The sequence below is a fragment of the Blastococcus mobilis genome, assembly GCF_900188025.1.
GTDB lineage: Bacteria > Actinomycetota > Actinomycetes > Mycobacteriales > Geodermatophilaceae > Blastococcus_B > Blastococcus_B mobilis.
Genome location: NZ_FZNO01000024.1, coordinates 68,893 through 84,771 on the forward strand (window position 1 = coordinate 68,893; position 15,879 = coordinate 84,771).

Consider the following 15,879-nt stretch of genomic DNA (forward strand, 5'->3'; position numbering starts at 1 on the left):
GCAGCGCGACACCCTCGCTGGGGCGAGAGCACGGGAGGGGCCCGGTCAGCCCCGTACCCTCGGGGTTTCGCACACCTGACGGGGGTCACCGATGAGCGCTGACGGGCAGAGCGCGCCCGCCGATCGTGAGCCGTGGTCGCGGGAAGGCGGCACTCGCGGCGGCCACCTCGACGAGGACGTGCTCCACGCCGGGGACGACGACCCCCAGGGCAGGCCGCGCCGCCGGCTGAAGCGGGTACTCGTCAGCCTCGGCGTCCTGAGCCTGGTGCTGGCCGTCGTGGCCGCCGGTGGACTGTGGTTCCTCACCAACCGCTACGCGGGCAACATCGACCGGGTCGCCGACGTCTTCTCCGGCCTGGACGAGGATTCCCGCCCGGCGCCCCCGACTCCGCAGCAGCCGGCGGGCGAGGCCCCGGTCACCTTCCTGCTGGTGGGCTCGGACACCCGGGCCGAGCTCGCGCCGGGCGAGACCCCCGACGGCCGCTCGGACGCGATCATGCTGGCCCGCTTCACCGCCGACCGGCAGCACGCGCAGCTGATCTCGATCCCCCGTGACTCGTGGGTCGACATTCCCGGGTACGGGATGAACAAGATCAACGCGAGCTACGCCTTCGGTGGTCCGACACTGCTCATCCAGACCGTCGAGCAGCTCACCCAGGTGCGCATCGACCACTACGTGACCATCGACTTCGACGGGCTGATCCAGGTGACCGACGACCTGGGCGGGGTCGACGTCGTCCTGGCGGAGACGACCAGCAACGGCCCCTACACCTTCCAGGCCGGGGTCAACCACCTGAACGGGGATCAGGCCCGCTGGTACCTCGGGCAGCGCTACGGGCTCCCGGGCGGTGACTTCGACCGGGTGCGGCGTCAGCAGCAGTACCTGCAGTCGATGTTCGGCAAGCTGTTCAGCTCCGACACCTTCAGCGACCCGGGCCGGCTCGATGCGGCGCTGCGCGCGGTGACCAACGCGGTGACCGTCGACGACACCCTCGGCAACACCGATCTGCTGGCGCTCGCCTACTCGCTGCGCAACGTGACGCCCGAGAGCATCGACTTCTTCACCGCGCCGGTGCTGGGCATGGGCATGGAGGGGCCGGCCAGCGTCGTCTACCTCGACACCGTCTCGTGCGAGCGGATGTGGACCTACCTGCGAGCCGACTCGCTCGCCCAGAACGCGGCCGAGTTCGAGGAGCAGGCACTCCCCGACGTCCCCCGCTGACCGCCGGTCAGCTCCGGGCGGGGCCCTGCGCGCGAGACGGAAGCTGCTCCGGCAGGTCGAGCGTGTGCTCGTCCGCGGAGCGGCGCAGGGCCCAGTCGGCGGGCAGCACCAGCCGCGGCGCCACACCGACCAGAACCGCCACGAGGAAAGCGACACCACACAGGACCTCGGCCGATTCCTCGACGTAGGTCGTACCGGCCGCCGCCCAGTGGCGGAAGCCCATTGACCCCTCGATGGCGTTCGAGATCGCCGACAGTCCCACGGACGCCACGGCGTAGGCCGACAGGACCCCGAGGATCCGCCGTCGGTCGCGGCGCTCCTCGCGGCTGAGGAACCAGAGCGCGCCGACGACAGCCGCGGCCGCGAGTCCGCTCGACACCAGGGCGGCACTGGCGCCCACCGCGGACTCGACTGCTGCGAAAGCGTCCCGGTGCAGCGTGCTGCCGACCTTGACGAGGGCGATGCCCGCAGCCACCAACCCGACACCCGTCCACCAAGTACGCCGACCGGGGAAGATCCCCGCACCGGCGATCGCGGCCAGTGCAGCCGCGGCGAAGAGGGCGGCGACGTAGACCCGAGGCAGGGAGAAGGGCGCGTCCATCGAGACGATGGAGCGGGCCGGCGCCGAGAGTCCGTAGAGCCGCGAGACGTATCCGACTGTCTCCAGGGCGATGCCGATCGCGACCAGAGCGATGCCGATGGGTGGGAGCGGCACGGACCGCCGCCGGGAGCGCGCGCGGACCGGTTCGGCGCGCGCTAGGCCCAGGAGGTCGGCGGTCGCCGAGCGCTCGTCCCCGACCGGCATCCCCCGCCGGTCGGCCAAGCAGATGCTGCGCCCCACGAGAACCGCGACAGCGCATCCCACGACCAGCCACGTCACGAGCACGAGGACCCAGAGCCACCACACAGGTAGAGCATCGGCTGACCGGGCAGACAGCTTGAGGATGTGCCCGCGTGTCGGAGCCGCCCGGTGCTCATGGGTCTCCCGCGACAGGTGATCACTGGCGACGCGGAGTTCCTCGACCGGCTCTCCGGGATGGGCCGCATCCCTGGTGAGGCGCCAGTGACAGGAGTGACGGAGGAGCAGAGGTCCTACACGTTTCTCCCGCTTGCCCCCACCGCAGCTCGAACCGGTGGCACAGTAGCCGCGTGCTCACGCTGCGCGAGGTGGCTCCTCGTACCGAAGCCCGGCGCCAGGAACTGCCGGCTGTCTCCGGACGACGTCACTGGCACCGTTTCCGCTGGGCCGGCGAAGACGTCGTCGGGACCGGCAGCCTGTACGCCTGCCGCTGCGGGATCGTCCGAGCGGGCACCTGAGCCTGATGCCTCGGGTGGCGGCTCCCACTCCGCGCCCACCGGTCGTGGTCCTGTCGACTCCGGACGTGCCGACCTGATGCCTTCGGCCGAGGACAGCCGACGAGGGACTGGGTGACCGACGAGACGTGCCCCATCACTGACCGCCCCTACGCCGGCCACCGCTCGCCGCGGCAGAGTCGTCCGGGACGGATGCGCGAAGCGCCTTCGGAACGAACGATGTCGTGGCCGCGAGTGCGCCACCAGAGCACTCCGCGGCCCGCCGACTGCTCGTCGCCGCAGGAGCAGTCCCCCTCACCCTCGCCCTGCTGGGCGCAGGCACGGCGTGGTACCTGGTCGGCCGCCACGTGATCGCATGCTCGGGGTGCTTGCGCAGTGTGTAGTGCACGAAATTGGCACCGATGAACCCCGCGCCCCCCGTGAGAAGCATGCGCATCGTGCGCCAGCTCCTCGGTCGTCGTACCGGCCGCGGGCCTCCGACCGATCCCGCCTGCCGGCAAGGGTGGCCGCATGCGAGGACACGCCGGTCCGTGTCGTCATGCAGCAGTTCCTTCACCCGACGGCACGTGGGGGCGTGGCCGCCGAGCCGCTTACGCGGACCGGCGCGGCTCGATTTCACGCGGACGGGATCTGCGGTCGACCTTGCCGCGACGAGACCATTCCCGGTTCTCCGCGATCTGCAGGCCTCGTCCAGCCAGCAATGCGACGAGGACCGCGAGCAGCAACCAGGCCACCAGCAGCCATACCCACCACGCCATCGATTGGTCCTTGCTTCCGGGCCCCGTGCGCGTCCGACGTTCCTCTGCCTGCCCTCGGCCCGCAAGGACTCGTGCCCGGCCGGGGAGTTGGCGGGCGTGGCCGTGAGATCGGCCTCGCGGAAACCGCCAGTCGCGGACCCGGCCGGAATCGTGTCCTGGATCAGCCGGCGCGGCGGCCCAGAGCGCGGTAGGTCCAGCCGTCGGCAGTACAGCGCTCGCGGTCGAGAGCGTTGCGGCCGTCGGGCGCCGCTCTTGCGCGACCAGCTCGCCGACCGCGACCTGGTCGAGCTCGCGGTACTGCTTCCACTCGGTGACCAGGCCCGCTGGTACCTGGGACAGCGCTACGGCTCGCCCGGTGGAGACTTCGACCCAGTGAAGCGCCAGCAGCAGCATCTCCAAGCCCTGTTCGATCAGCTTTTCAACTCGAGCACGTTCAGCGACCCCGGGCGGCTGGACTCGGCATTGCTCACCGCCACGAGTGCCGTGGGGGTTGACGACAGTCTCGGAAAACGGCAGCCCGGTGTCGCTGGCCTACTCATTGCGGGGCGTCACCCCGGCGAGCGTCGACTTCTTCACCGCCCCGGTGCTCGGCACCGGGATGGAGGGGCCGGCGAGCGTCGTCTACCTCGACACGGTGGCCGCGACCGCATGTGGCAGTAGCTGCGCAGCAATTCCCTCGGACAGAACGCCTCCGAGTTCAGCGACCAGATGCTTACCGACGTCCCGCACTGACGCCACACAAGAATTGCCAGTCGGCGCCTCGACGTTCGTGTCAGTTTACCTGCACAATCGCCGCGCGGCTGACCTTCCGTGTTCGAACGCATACATAAAGTCGGTCCATGCGCCTGCTTTTCGTCTGCACAGGGAACATCTGCCGCTCGCCGCTCGCTGAGCGGTTGGCCTACTCGTGGGCGAGCCAGTCTCTCGGCGCTACCACTGCGGCGGTTCGCATCGCCAGTGCGGGCACCGACGCGCTGGACGGCAAGCCGATGGACAAGCGCAGCGCAGCGGCCCTCGCCGCACTCGGCGGGGAACCCGGCGGTTTCGTCGCTCAGACCTTTGTTCCGCAGATGGCCACCGAGGCTGACCTGGTGCTCACCATGACCCGCAGTCAGCGGCGCAAGGTGCTGGCGGTGGCCCCCCGAGCGCTCCGGCACACGTTCACGCTCCCCGAGGCGGCCGATCTCCTCCGCAGCGCCGACCTGCGCGGCGTGACGGACCTGCCGCTCCGCAATCGGGCGCGCGAGCTGGCGGCGCGGCTGAACGCCGGCCGGGCTCGGCGTATGTCGGTGGAGGCCGACGACGTGTTCGACCCGATCGGCGAGTCCGGCGGGGTGCACAAGCAGGTGGCCGCACGGATCGCCCGGAAGCTGCGCCCACTGGCCGACGTGCTGTTCGTCGACGAGTCCGCCTCGCACACGATGGTGCCCAGCCCTCGGCTCTACGAGCTGCCGGATCCGCGGCAGCTCGCGCGCCCTCGAAGCTGACGGGCAGGCTCCCGACACAACGGGCGGCAACTGGGACTCCCAGTTGCCGCCCGTTGTCGTCGGCAGCCAGCAGTGCCCCGAGCGCAGTGACTGATCAGTACGGCTCCACGCCGCTCGAGGGACAGCACCACGTGGCCGAGGGACTCGCTGCACGGGCCTCCCCTGCCGAGTCGGCTCGCCTCGGCAGTCCGATCCGACTCCGGAGGCGGCGGAACGCGGCCGTGCCCAGCGCCCTCATGGGCTACCGGACGCCTGCACCTGGGGCCGCCGGCGGTCGACGATCAGTACGCTCCCGAGCCCCCGCGGACAGCGCCGAACGTCTTCCAGAGAATGAACAGGTCCATGCCGAAGGACCAGTTCTCCACGTATCGGACGTCCATGCGCACGGAGTCGTCCCAACTGAGGTCGGACCGTCCGTTGATCTGCCAGAGCCCGGTCATTCCGGGCTTCACCAGGAACCGGCGGTGCATGTCGAAGCCGTACCGGTCGGTCTCGTGCGGCAAGGGAGGTCTCGGGCCGACCAGCGACATCTGCCCGCGTAGGACGTTGATCAGCTGCGGCAGCTCATCGAGGGAATACCGGCGCATGATCCGACCGACCCGGGTGACCCGCGGATCGTCCTTCATCTTGAACAGCACACCGTTGCCGTCAGTGCGAGCCTGCAGCGCGGCAAGGCGCTCCTCGGCGTCGACGACCATCGAGCGGAACTTCAGCATCGAGAAGGTCTTGCCGTCGCGGCCGACCCGCTCCTGCTTGTAGAAGGCCGGTCCCCGACTGGTCAGTCGCACCGATGCGCCGATGACCAGCAGAAGGGGAAGCAGCAGCACCAGACCGAGGAAAGCGGCGGTGACATCGAACGCGCTCTTGGCGAGGCGGCGCGCGCCGGTCAGCTCCGGACGCTCCACGTGGAGCAGCGGCAGGCCCGCCACCGGCCGGATTGCCACTCTCGGCCCGGCGAACTCGGTGACCGCAGGGGCGAGCAGCAACTCCGCGGACGTCTTCTCCAGCTCCCAGCCGAGCCGGCGCAGCGCCGGGCCCTCGAGCTCTGGGCTGGGCAGCACCGCCACGGTGTCCACCTCGTACCTGCGGACGACGTCGATGACGTCGTCCAGCGACCCGAGGACGGGAAGCCCGTCGAAGACCCGCTCGCGGCTCCCCTGCGACGCAGGTACGCAGCAGCCGATGATGTTCAGTCCGTGGTAGCGGCTGGCGTCGACCAACTCGTGCAGCGCGGAGACCCCGCTGCGGTGCCCGACGACGAGGGTGGTCTGGTGGTGCAGCCCCCGCCCGCGCTGCCGGTGGAGAACCTGACGGCGGGCGTAGCGCTGCAGGAGCGTGAGGACGGCGGCGAGTGGCAGCGCCACGACGACGAAGCCCCGGGCGATGTCCCACTTGAACGCCCAACTCGCCGTGCCGAAGCCGGCGAGCACCCAGACGCTGGCGCTCAAGACCCGCCGGAACTCGTCGGCACCGACGTACAGGAAGCGCTGCTCGTAGGCCCGCCCGGCGAACATCGCCAGTACCCAGACGAAGGGCAGCACCGCCACCACGACGGCTGCCTGCATGGGCCCGGAGTGAGCCAGCCACACCGCGTCCCCACCGAAGCGCACGAGGAGCCCGGCCGCTCCGGCGACGGCTGCGCAGAGCGCATCCCCGGCGACGATCGAGGTGAGATAGCGAGTGCGCCATTGACGGCGGGCCTGCGTGCCTTCGCCGCGGAGGTGGGGCAGTGGGGGGACGCTGCGCTGGACAGGAATGGCGCCGTGCTTCAGACGTGCGACATCGTGAGCCGACGCGACCATGTGTCCCCGTTCCCCGTGTCCTGCTCGCGCGGTGACGGTGGCGCCGCACTCCCTGCTCACCGGCAGTGCCGGCTGCTCCCGACGGACATCGGGAACCTCAACGTTCAAGAATCCTATAGAGGGACACGCCGATACGGAAGGTGAGATCGGTCGCCCTGTCGGGTGACGGCCGTCCGGGTCAGCTCCGCCGAGATGTGCGCGAGCGGAAGCGCCTGCGCGCCGGCCATCCCCGGAGCCCATCAGCTGGCGCGTCGCACGTCGGCGGTCATGGACCCGACTCGATGGGGCCCTGCACACTCCTCGAGGAGTGGGAGCAGTGCGCCGGCGATCGCGTCCCCGACCGCGAGGTGCACGGACGCCGGCCGGCCGATCGGGTCGGGGACATCGTCCTGATCCGTGTCGGCGGCTCGCCGAAGCGCGCGCCGCCGAGTCAACATCGCCACCAGGTCGCGGCCCCGGTCTGCAGGGTCGCCGGCGCCGGATCGATCCTCGGTGGGCGCGTCGGCCAGTAACTCTGCCGCCTCGAGCAAGGTGAACGTCCGGGCCAGTGCGCGTGGGGACACCTCGAGCACCTTGCGCCGATGCGCACGTGTCATGGTCAGCACCAGGTCGGCCTCGTCGACGATCGCGGAAGTCAGCTGACGGGCCTCGAAGCCGCTGGGATCGCCCCCGAGGCCGACAAGGACCTGAGCTGACGACGGGTCCATCCCGCGGCCCACCACCGCCTCGGTGCCTGCGCTGCTGGCGGTGAGGTCGTGTGCACGCTCGCCGAGCACCTCGTCAGCGAAGGCCCGGGTGAGGCGCTCGCCCAGGGGCGACCGGCAGATGTTGCCGGTGCAGACGAAGAGGATGTGCACGACGTCGAGGCTAGCCCGTCGGACCGGTCGGTCTCGCTGGCAGGGAGTGTTGAACGTCGGCGCCTCCTGCTGTCAGGTCACCGATGCCGCTGGGGGCCTTGTGACTGCCGCGACACGAGGGGCGCAGGCCCCGAGCAGCGAAGGGTTCTTCGTCCACGGCGGATAGGGTCGGGGCATGCGGGGGTTGGAGCGGCCGCCTCGATGGGGCATCGTGGCACTGGTCGTCCTGGTCATCGGCAACGCAGCCCTTCTGACCTACCTGTTCGTTCTCCGGCCGGAGCCCACGGATCCCTACGTCCGGTCCACATCGGCGGCGGCCCCCACCACGCCGGCCGCGGAACCGACCGCAGATGCGCCACCGGTCGCGGAGTCGCCCGAGGCGCCTCCAGTGCTCGCGGTGTACGGCGACGGCTACACGACCGGCTCGAGCCTTGGTGGGCAAGGGGCCCAGGGATGGCCTGCGCTGGTTGCTCAGCGCCTGGGTGCGGACCTTCGCCAGGCTGCGGTGTCCATGGCGGGGTACGCAGCCGTCGGCGTGACCGGCGAAACGTTTCCTGACCTGGTGGCGGCAAATCCCGTGCCAGATGCCGACGTCGTCATCGTCTTCGGCAGCAGGAACGACACGGGCAGCTCTTTAGCGGCTGTGGAGCGGTCGGCGACGGAGACCCTGGCGACCCTGCGGGCCAATTCACCCGAGGCTCAGCTGCTCGTCATCGGGCCGGCGTGGAGCAACGCCAGCCCCCCGGCCGATCTCGACGACCTGAGTGACGCGGTGGAGCGCGCGGCTACCGCCGTTGGTGCCGCGTACGTCGATCCCCTGACGGAGGGCTGGTTCGCGGAGTCGGCGACGCTCATCGCGGACGACGGCATCTCGCCCACTGACGATGGTCACGCCTATCTGGCGGATCAGATCACGCCGCTCGTGGAGAGCGCCCTCACCACCCTGGCGCAGCCCTCCGCTTGAGGCACTGGGCGTTCGTCACCGGTGCGCTCCACTCGACCTCAGCGGTGTCTCAAGGCTGGCTTGTGCAGTCCTCGCCTGGTAACGGTGCACCCTTTGACTTTGAGTCACCGGGGAATCCGCACCACCATCTTGAGGCGTGCCCGGGAGGCCGGGGATCGCCGGCCGCGCGGCTGTAACAACTGTGCCGATCGCGACATTGGTTCGCCTGGGCGTTCGTCAAACCTGACAAGCTGCGGTACCTGCTCGCATGCCCGTCCGGGCAGGAAGTGGCGGAGGAACCGCTATCTCACCGGCGGGCGGTGAGAAACCCGAGCTTCCCCGCCTTCTGCTGGGACCGGCGGAAGGGAGGTGGTGTGGTCGATCATGCGAGCTGGGCCTGACTTGCCGCCGGAACCCCCAGCGCCCCCACCCGGCTGCTCTGGCGTGGCGGCGTAGCTGTAGCTGTAGCCGTAGCCGTAGCTGTCTGCCGCCTTGGGTGGGATCCGGTTGAGCAGCACACCGAGGAGCTTGGCCTCGATCCGGTGCAGCGCGGTGGCGGCCTGCTGGAGCTGCGCGTGGGTGGTCACGCCGTGGCGAGCCACGATGATCGCCCCGTCGGCGGCAACGGAGAGCACCGCAGCGTCGGTGACAGGCAGGAGCGGAGGGGCGTCGACGATCACGTAGTCGTTCTCCTCCCGCGCCTGGGCGAGGAGCGACCGCATCTGCTTGGAACCCAGCATCTCGCTCGGGTTTGGCGGCATCGGCCCAGCGGCCAGCACGCTGAGGCAACCGTCCCCGTAGGGCTGGGTGAGTTCGTCGTAGCGCGCCGTCCCGGCGAGCACGTTTGAGAGCCCGGCTCCGCTGATCATGCCGAGGTAGTTGGTGACTCGCGGCCGGCGCAGGTCGCCCTCGATCAGCGCGACGCGAGCCCCCGACTGCGCGAGAACCAACGCGAGGTTGACCGCGACGGTGGTCTTGCCTTCACCGGGGAGCGAACTGGTGATGACGATGGTGCGAGCCGGGTCGTCGACGTCCAGGAACTGCAGGTTGGTCCGAATCTGCCGGTAGGCCTCGGCTGTTTCCGAGTAGCCGTCCTCGTCGGTGACGACATGACGCTCGAGCAGGGCGGGGTCCTCCACCAAGGCGCCGACCAGGCCGACGCCGGCCAAGCGAGTGACGTCGTCCGGCGTCTTCACGGTGTTGTCCAGCCGCTCGCGACCGATTGCGGCACCGGCGCCGACGAGGAGCCCGGCCAGCGCCCCCAGAGCCAGGTTGCGGAGGGGTTGCGGCGTGGTTGGGCTGTCGGCGACCTTGGGTGCCTCGGTCACGGTCACCTTTACCGTCGAGCTCGTGGCACCCTCCGGAGTCTCGAGCTCGGTGACCATTTCGGTGAATTCCTGGCCGATCGCCGAGGCAATGTCCCGCGCCTCGGTGGCCGAGGTCCGAGTGACTGCGACGTCCAACAGGACTGTGTCGGGGATGGCGCTCGCAGCAATGCCCGCTGTCAGCTCGCTGGGGGCGTCCGAGAGTCCGAGCTGCTCGATCACGCGGCCCGCGAGCTGCTCACCGGTAAGCAGCTGCACGTACGAGGTGACGCGCTGCTGCGAGAACAGGTTGCCCTGGTACGCGGTAGACGTGTCGTCGGTGCCGGTCGTCGACACGAACAGCTGCGTGCTCGACGTGTACTGCGGCGTGGTCTGCCAGGTGACGACTCCGGCGGCCGCGAGACCGACCAGGAGACCGACGACGAGGAGCCACCAGCCATTGCGCAGCGCCTGGACGACGTCCTTCAGTTCCACGGACGGGCCTCGCAATCGGAAGATGAAGCAGGTTGAGCGCCGTCCATGGCCGAATGGAGCGATCCTGCATGCCCCCTGAGGTTACAGGGATACGCTCGGTAATCCTCGCAACGACAGCACAAGCCGGCGTCAGGCAGCCCGGACAGAGCCTTCGGCGAGCTGCGACTGATACCAGGCGTACGTCTGCTCCAAGCCGTCGCGGAGGTCGATCTCCGCGCGCCAACCGAGCCCGTGCAGCTTCGAGACGTCCAGCAGCTTGCGCGGGGTGCCGTCGGGCTTGGTGGTGTCCAACTCGAGCGCGCCGTCGTAACCCACGATGTCCGCCACCATCTGGGCCAGCTCGCGGATCGACAGATCGGCGCCCACACCGACGTTGATCGGCGCGGGATCGTCGTAATTCTCGAGCAGGAACAGGCAGGCGCGGGCCAAGTCGTCCACGTGCAGGAACTCGCGCAGCGGCGTTCCGGTGCCCCAGACGACGACCTCCGGGGCGTCGGCGAGCTTGGCCTCGTGGAACCGGCGAATAAGTCCGGGCAGGACGTGGGAGTTCTCCGGGTGGAAGTTGTCGCCCGGCCCGTAGAGATTGGTGGGCATGGCAGAGATGTAGTGGACCCCGTGTTGCCGGCGGAGCGCCTGAACCTGCAGGACTCCGGAAATCTTGGCGATGGCGTAGGCGTCGTTCGTCTCTTCGAGCGGACCGGTGAGCAGGCTGTCCTCGCGGATCGGCTGCGGCGCCAGCTTGGGATAGATGCAGCTCGAGCCGAGGAACAACAGGTGTGTCGTGCCATGGCGTGCTGCGGCGTCGAGCACGTTGACCTGCATCCGCAGGTTGTCCGAGATGAAGTCTGCGGGGTAGGTGCTGTTGGCGAGGATGCCGCCCACCTTGGCGGCGGCCATGACGACGGTCGCTGGTCGCTCGCCCGCGAAGAAGCTCTCGACCGCCGAGGCGTCGCGCAGGTCCAGCTCCGAGGAGCTGCGGGTGACCAGCGAGGTGAACCCAGCGTCCTCGAAGTGGCGCAGGACCGCCCCTCCGACCAGCCCGCGGTGCCCGGCGATGAACGTGCGGGCACTTCGATCGAGCAGTGCGATCGGCATAACGCTCCCTGTGGTTTCGAGTCGGCACATACAGTAGCTGCGCAACGCCCGAGCGCTTCGGGCGCGACTACCTGGGAGCAACTCTGTGGCGAAGTCCGCCTTGATCACCGGCGTCACCGGGCAGGACGGTTCGTATCTGGCCGAACTGCTGTTGAGCAAGGGCTACGAGGTGCACGGGCTCGTCCGCCGCTCGTCGTCCTTCAACACCGAGCGTCTCGACGGCATCTACCAGGACCCGCACACGGCAAACCGCCGCCTGTTCCTGCACTTCGGGGACCTCAACGACGGTGTGACGCTGATCAACGTGCTGCGCGACATCAATCCCGACGAGGTCTACAACCTCGGTGCCCAGTCGCACGTGCGCGTGTCGTTCGACCAGCCGGTGTTCACCGGTGACGTGACCGGAGTCGCCGCCATGCGTCTCCTCGAGGCCGTTCGCGCCGCGCGCGTCCGCACCAAGATTTACCAGGCGTCCTCGTCGGAGATGTTCGGCGCGACTCCCCCGCCGCAGAACGAGGAGACGCCGTTCTATCCGCGCAGCCCCTACGGCGTGGCAAAGGTCTACGCCTACTGGGCCACCCGCAATTACCGTGAGGCTTACGGGCTGTTCGCCGTCAACGGCATCTTGTTCAACCACGAGTCCCCTCGTCGCGGCGAGACGTTCGTGACCCGGAAGGTGACCCGCGCCGTCGCGCGGATCCAGGCCGGCCTGCAGGAGAAGCTTTACATGGGCAACCTCGGCGCGGTGCGCGACTGGGGTTACGCCCCGGAGTACGTCGAGGGCATGTGGCGGATGCTGCAGCACTCGGAGCCGCAAGACTATGTACTGGCCACGAACACCGCTTACTCGGTGCGCGACTTCGTGCAGATGGCGTTCGACCACGCCGGGCTGGAGTGGGAGAAGTACGTCGAGCACGACGAGCGCTACGAGCGCCCCACCGAGGTCGACGCGCTGATCGGCGACTACTCGAAGGCCAAGACCGAGCTCGGCTGGGAGCCCAAGGTACTTACGCCCGAGCTAGTGAAGATCATGGTCGACGCCGACGTCCAGGAGCTCGACGACGAGCGGGCTGGCCGCAACATCCGCATCGACAGCTGACCCCGTCACGGACGCCAACTGACGGTAGCTCTCCGGGCTGAGCGTCACACCGTCGGCGAGCGGTCCGCCATAACAGCGGCGAACCGGCACACCACCGGCAGCACGGCAGCGGCCACCACGCCCCCCAAGACGTCGTGCACCTCGGTGGGCTGACCAATCCGATCGGGGACGTCGTCGGCTCACCGCCCTGTCGCGTGCCCGCGCACCGGCCCTCCGATCACGGGTGAGCGGGCCCCCTCTCGTTTCGACAGGACGAAACCCTCCCCGAGCTGATCGAGCAGCATCGCCGCCTAACCAGGGTGAACGTCCAGGAGAGTGCCCCCAGTGGCCGAGCCAGTGCCTCCTGGCGGTGCTGACGCGTCAGCCCCGATGTGAGGTCGGCGGCCACGGCCATGCTCTTGTCGACCTGCTGGACGCGGAAGCCCGCCGGAATCCCGCCGAGCCGGAGCAGCGCGTCAGCACTCGAAGCGTCCATGGGCGCGGCCCCCAAGTTCAACTCTGCAGAGTGGTGTCGGTACACGTTGCCTCCCCCTAGCTTTAGGCTGGCGCCATTGGCAGGGCACCGCCGCCGACCTAGTGCCGCGGCTGCCAACCTTCGCCCGTTTCGGCGCGCGGCTGGGGGTCCCGGTCGGGGGTTAAGGGGGCCACTCTTTGTTCTCGTCTGATCCTGACTTCCCCGCAGGAGATGCGAGATGGCTCAACCCGTGCAGGTGCGCCCGATCAGCAACGATGAGGGCAACCGGCTGCTGCGCATCGTGCGCCGCGGCACCGGGTCGGTGGCGACCTGGCGGCGGGCGCAGATGGTGCTGCTGTCGGCCCAGGGCATGCCGGTGGCCAAGATCGCCGAGGTCTCGTTCACCAGCCCCGACCGGGTCCGCGACGTGCTGCACAACTTCACCACCGACGGCTTCGACTCGCTGTATCCGCGCTACGCCGGCGGCCGGCCGCCCAAGTTCGACCTCCAGCAACGGGCTGAGATCAAGAAGATCGCGTTGTCCCGGCCAGAAGACCATGACCTGCCGTTCTCGGTGTGGAGCCTGTCCAAGTTGGCCGACTTCCTGGTCGCCGAGGGGGTGGTCGACGACATCTCCCACGAGGGCCTGCGCGCCCTGCTGCATGACGAGGACGTCAGCTTTCAAGCGGTGAAGACCTTCACGGCCAGCACCGACCCGGACTACGACGCCAAGACCGGCCGGGTGCTGCAGCTGTACGCCATCGCCGACGGCCTGGCCGAGCCCGGGCCGGGCGATCCCAGCGTGGTCTTCTGCATGGACGAGGTCGGGCCGCTGAACCTGCAGCCGCATCCGGGCAAGCAGTGGGCGCCGGTCGCCCGGGAGAAGGGCGATCCGGCCGCTCCCCGGCGGCGCCGGCGGCGGGCGACCTACACCCGCCCGCACGGGGTGCGCCACGTGCTCGCCGCGCTCGATCTGGGCCGCGACAAGCTCTACGGGCACATCACCGCACGTAAAGGCCGTACCCAGTTCTTGGCCTTCTGTCGCTACCTGCGCTCGCTCTACCCGCCTGGCGTGCGCATCGCGATCGTCTGCGACAACTTCAGCCCGCACCTGTCCACCGGCCGCGACGACCGGGTCGGCCGCTGGGCGGCGGCGAACAACGTCGAGATCGCCTACACCCCGTTCTACGGCTCCTGGCTCAACCGGATCGAGCCGCAGTTCACCGCGCTGCGCTACTTCACCCTCAACGGCACCGACCACACGACCCACCGCGAACAGGCCGGCATGATCCGCCGCTACATCGCCTGGCGGAACCGGCACACCACCGATCCCAAACTCCGCAAGGTGATCAAACGAGCCTCCGCCATCACCAGGGCGAAGGTTGCCTGACCCGGCACTAGGTGACGGCGACTACCGTGGGATGGCCACGAAGTTGGTGACCGACGTTGTCGGGGCCTGCGCGACGGGCTGAAGTTCCTCGCCCACGATCCGCTGCATCGAGTAGCCGAGGCCCACAAGTCCGTCCCACAGCTCCATGGGGTCTAGGCCAAGCGACCGGCCCGCGTCGGGCTGGAACTCGAAGAGCACGATCGGGCGGTGCTTCTCCAGCACGCGTCGGGCACCTCGGTACGCCAGCACCTCGGCTCCCTCGACGTCCATCTTAATGAAGGTCACCGGGCCATCGATGAGGTCGTCCAAGAGGCGCACAGGCACGGTCTCCGACCCGGCCGCTCCCGGGTCCGGATCCCCGATCCGGTTCCGGCTGGGGTCGGCGTGGATCTGCAAGGTCGCCGTGCCCTGTGCCTCGCCCAGCGCTACACGGTAAACGGTGACGCGGTCGGCGTACCCGTTGAGCTCGAGGTTGCGTTCCAAGACGGCGGCGGCGTGCGACGCCGGCTCCACTGCGATCACCGAGCCGTTCGGGCCGACAAGGTCAGCCAAGATGAGCGTATAGGCGCCGTAGTGGGCGCCGATGTCCACCACCCGGTCACCGGGGCGCACGAACCTCGAAAGCAGCGCGAGCTCAGGTTCGAACCGGTCCCGGAAGATGTAGGCAAGCCGCGCCATGCCGCGCTGCTCCGCAGGGCAGTAGATCCGTCCCCGCCCGAACGGCACCGTGGCCGGCTTCGAGGCGGCCGCGCGAGCCGCCCAGGTGACTGCGCGGACGAAGGTCCGGGGCCCGGTATAGGCCGGATGATTGGCCATCCACCGCAACTGTCGCCGCACCTGAGTCAGCACCATCCTCCTACCCCCGTTCGCGCCACCGTGGTGTACGCAGGCGACGCTATCCGGTGGCCCGTATCGGCTCAACCGTCAAGGTGCGGGCGAAGCGTCCGAAGCACTTTATCGCGGATTATCCTGCGCCCCTCATGGAGCTCCAGCCAGAGATGGACATGGGCCCGAACGCAACGGCGGACACGATGGTGATCTGTAGATGTGTCAAGCACCGGGTTTGATGGAGGCTCGGTTCTCACGCTCCGACGGGGATCGGAACGGTGGTGCGGTCACGATTAGCGGCCTCGTACTCGGCCGGCGGGACCAGCCCGAGTTCGCCGTGTAGCCGCCGGTGGTTGAACCAGTCGATGTACTCCGCGACGGCGATCTCGACGTCGATGCTGCGCCAGGGACCCTTTTTGCTGATCAACTCGGCCTTGAATAGCGAGTTGAAGGCCTCGGCCCGAGCGTTGCCGTAGGAGTCACCGCGGAAGCCGACCGAGGCAACGGCGCCTTCCTCTGCCAGTGGTGGTGAATAGCGCACCGCACTGTATTGCCCGCCGCGGTCGGAATGGTGAATCAAACCGGTCAAATCGTCGCCTGCTCGTTGGCGCGTCCAGATCCCATCTCCAGAGCGTCCAACGCCAAATCCGTGCGCAGATTCCGGGACACCTGCCAGCCGACTATTCGCCGGAAGAACACGTCGATGACGAACGAGGCGTACACCCAGCCGGAGAATGAGGTTTTCTCACTTGGTTCCGCGGTCGAGTGAGGTCAATACGAGAGCGGCGGCGGCGATTGCGCTGATGCGCTGCGGGCAGACGGTGACCCGGT

13 protein-coding genes are annotated in these 15,879 nt (G+C 69.0%); 5 read left to right on the forward strand and 8 right to left on the reverse strand.

Going from position 1 to position 15,879, the window contains the following annotated elements; translation table 11 throughout:
- Positions 1-91: 91 nt before the first annotated feature.
- On the forward strand, positions 92-1,222 hold the full coding sequence (locus tag CHB94_RS19040; protein WP_089338137.1) for an LCP family protein: 1,131 nt from the start codon (positions 92-94) through the stop codon (positions 1,220-1,222).
- Between the two features lie 7 nt (positions 1,223-1,229).
- Here the strand turns inward: CHB94_RS19040 and CHB94_RS19045 are convergent, their stop codons facing one another.
- Positions 1,230-2,129: a hypothetical protein gene (locus CHB94_RS19045; protein ID WP_089338138.1), complete on the reverse strand. Its 900-nt coding sequence runs from the start codon at positions 2,127-2,129 to the stop codon at positions 1,230-1,232.
- 2,004 nt (positions 2,130-4,133) lie between these two features.
- Between CHB94_RS19045 and CHB94_RS19050 the strand changes: the two genes are divergently transcribed.
- Entirely contained in the window at positions 4,134-4,781 is a 648-nt protein-coding gene (locus CHB94_RS19050) for an arsenate reductase/protein-tyrosine-phosphatase family protein (protein WP_089338139.1), read from the forward strand.
- A 281-nt stretch (positions 4,782-5,062) separates the two neighbouring features.
- Here the strand turns inward: CHB94_RS19050 and CHB94_RS19055 are convergent, their stop codons facing one another.
- Both CHB94_RS19055 and CHB94_RS19060 read right to left on the reverse strand, forming a co-directional pair.
- The gene (locus CHB94_RS19055) at positions 5,063-6,583 is read right to left on the reverse strand and encodes a sugar transferase (protein WP_089338140.1); all 1,521 of its coding nucleotides are present in this window, start codon (positions 6,581-6,583) and stop codon (positions 5,063-5,065) included.
- A 239-nt stretch (positions 6,584-6,822) separates the two neighbouring features.
- Positions 6,823-7,440 carry an arsenate reductase/protein-tyrosine-phosphatase family protein gene (locus tag CHB94_RS19060; protein ID WP_089338141.1) on the reverse strand — a complete coding sequence of 206 codons (618 nt, stop codon included), beginning with the start codon at positions 7,438-7,440 and terminating at the stop codon, positions 6,823-6,825.
- 211 nt (positions 7,441-7,651) lie between these two features.
- Here CHB94_RS19060 and CHB94_RS19065 point away from each other — a divergent pair, with 211 nt between their 5' ends.
- A complete protein-coding gene (locus tag CHB94_RS19065) occupies positions 7,652-8,404 on the forward strand; it encodes an SGNH/GDSL hydrolase family protein (protein ID WP_176445645.1) in 753 nt (250 codons plus the stop codon).
- 281 nt (positions 8,405-8,685) lie between these two features.
- Here the strand turns inward: CHB94_RS19065 and CHB94_RS19070 are convergent, their stop codons facing one another.
- A complete protein-coding gene (locus CHB94_RS19070) occupies positions 8,686-10,182 on the reverse strand; it encodes a tyrosine-protein kinase domain-containing protein (RefSeq protein WP_141137561.1) in 1,497 nt (498 codons plus the stop codon).
- A 129-nt stretch (positions 10,183-10,311) separates the two neighbouring features.
- A complete protein-coding gene (locus CHB94_RS19075; protein ID WP_176445646.1) occupies positions 10,312-11,277 on the reverse strand; it encodes a GDP-L-fucose synthase family protein in 966 nt (321 codons plus the stop codon).
- A gap of 85 nt (positions 11,278-11,362) precedes the next feature.
- Here CHB94_RS19075 and gmd point away from each other — a divergent pair, with 85 nt between their 5' ends.
- Both gmd and CHB94_RS19090 read left to right on the forward strand, forming a co-directional pair.
- On the forward strand, positions 11,363-12,376 hold the full coding sequence (gene gmd, locus CHB94_RS19080) for a GDP-mannose 4,6-dehydratase (protein WP_089338145.1): 1,014 nt from the start codon (positions 11,363-11,365) through the stop codon (positions 12,374-12,376).
- Positions 12,377-13,068: 692 nt separating this feature from the next.
- On the forward strand, positions 13,069-14,220 hold the full coding sequence (locus CHB94_RS19090) for an IS630 family transposase (RefSeq protein ID WP_089338147.1): 1,152 nt from the start codon (positions 13,069-13,071) through the stop codon (positions 14,218-14,220).
- Between the two features lie 21 nt (positions 14,221-14,241).
- Here the strand turns inward: CHB94_RS19090 and CHB94_RS19095 are convergent, their stop codons facing one another.
- The 3 genes from CHB94_RS19095 to CHB94_RS25365 all read right to left on the reverse strand — a co-directional run bounded on the left by CHB94_RS19095 (position 14,242) and on the right by CHB94_RS25365 (position 15,771).
- Entirely contained in the window at positions 14,242-15,036 is a 795-nt protein-coding gene (locus CHB94_RS19095) for an FkbM family methyltransferase (protein ID WP_176445647.1), read from the reverse strand.
- Between the two features lie 265 nt (positions 15,037-15,301).
- Entirely contained in the window at positions 15,302-15,637 is a 336-nt protein-coding gene (locus CHB94_RS19100; RefSeq protein WP_176445648.1) for an integrase core domain-containing protein, read from the reverse strand.
- Positions 15,634-15,771, reverse strand: coding sequence for a hypothetical protein (locus CHB94_RS25365; protein ID WP_176445649.1), 138 nt, complete (start codon positions 15,769-15,771; stop codon positions 15,634-15,636). The genes CHB94_RS19100 and CHB94_RS25365 overlap by 4 nt, the downstream gene beginning before the upstream one ends.
- Positions 15,772-15,879 lie beyond the last annotated feature (108 nt).

What these genes read in the sequence shown, in the direction of transcription:
- CHB94_RS19040 (WP_089338137.1), top strand. Translation starts at nt 92, where the DNA reads ATGAGCGCTGACGGGCAGAGCGCGCCCGCCGATCGTGAGCCGTGGTCG.
- CHB94_RS19050 (WP_089338139.1), top strand. Translation starts at nt 4,134, where the DNA reads ATGCGCCTGCTTTTCGTCTGCACAGGGAACATCTGCCGCTCGCCGCTC.
- CHB94_RS19055 (WP_089338140.1), bottom strand. Translation starts at nt 6,583, where the DNA reads ATGGTCGCGTCGGCTCACGATGTCGCACGTCTGAAGCACGGCGCCATT.
- CHB94_RS19075 (WP_176445646.1), bottom strand. Translation starts at nt 11,277, where the DNA reads ATGCCGATCGCACTGCTCGATCGAAGTGCCCGCACGTTCATCGCCGGG.
- CHB94_RS19090 (WP_089338147.1), top strand. Translation starts at nt 13,069, where the DNA reads ATGGCTCAACCCGTGCAGGTGCGCCCGATCAGCAACGATGAGGGCAAC.
- CHB94_RS19095 (WP_176445647.1), bottom strand. Translation starts at nt 15,036, where the DNA reads ATGGCCAATCATCCGGCCTATACCGGGCCCCGGACCTTCGTCCGCGCA.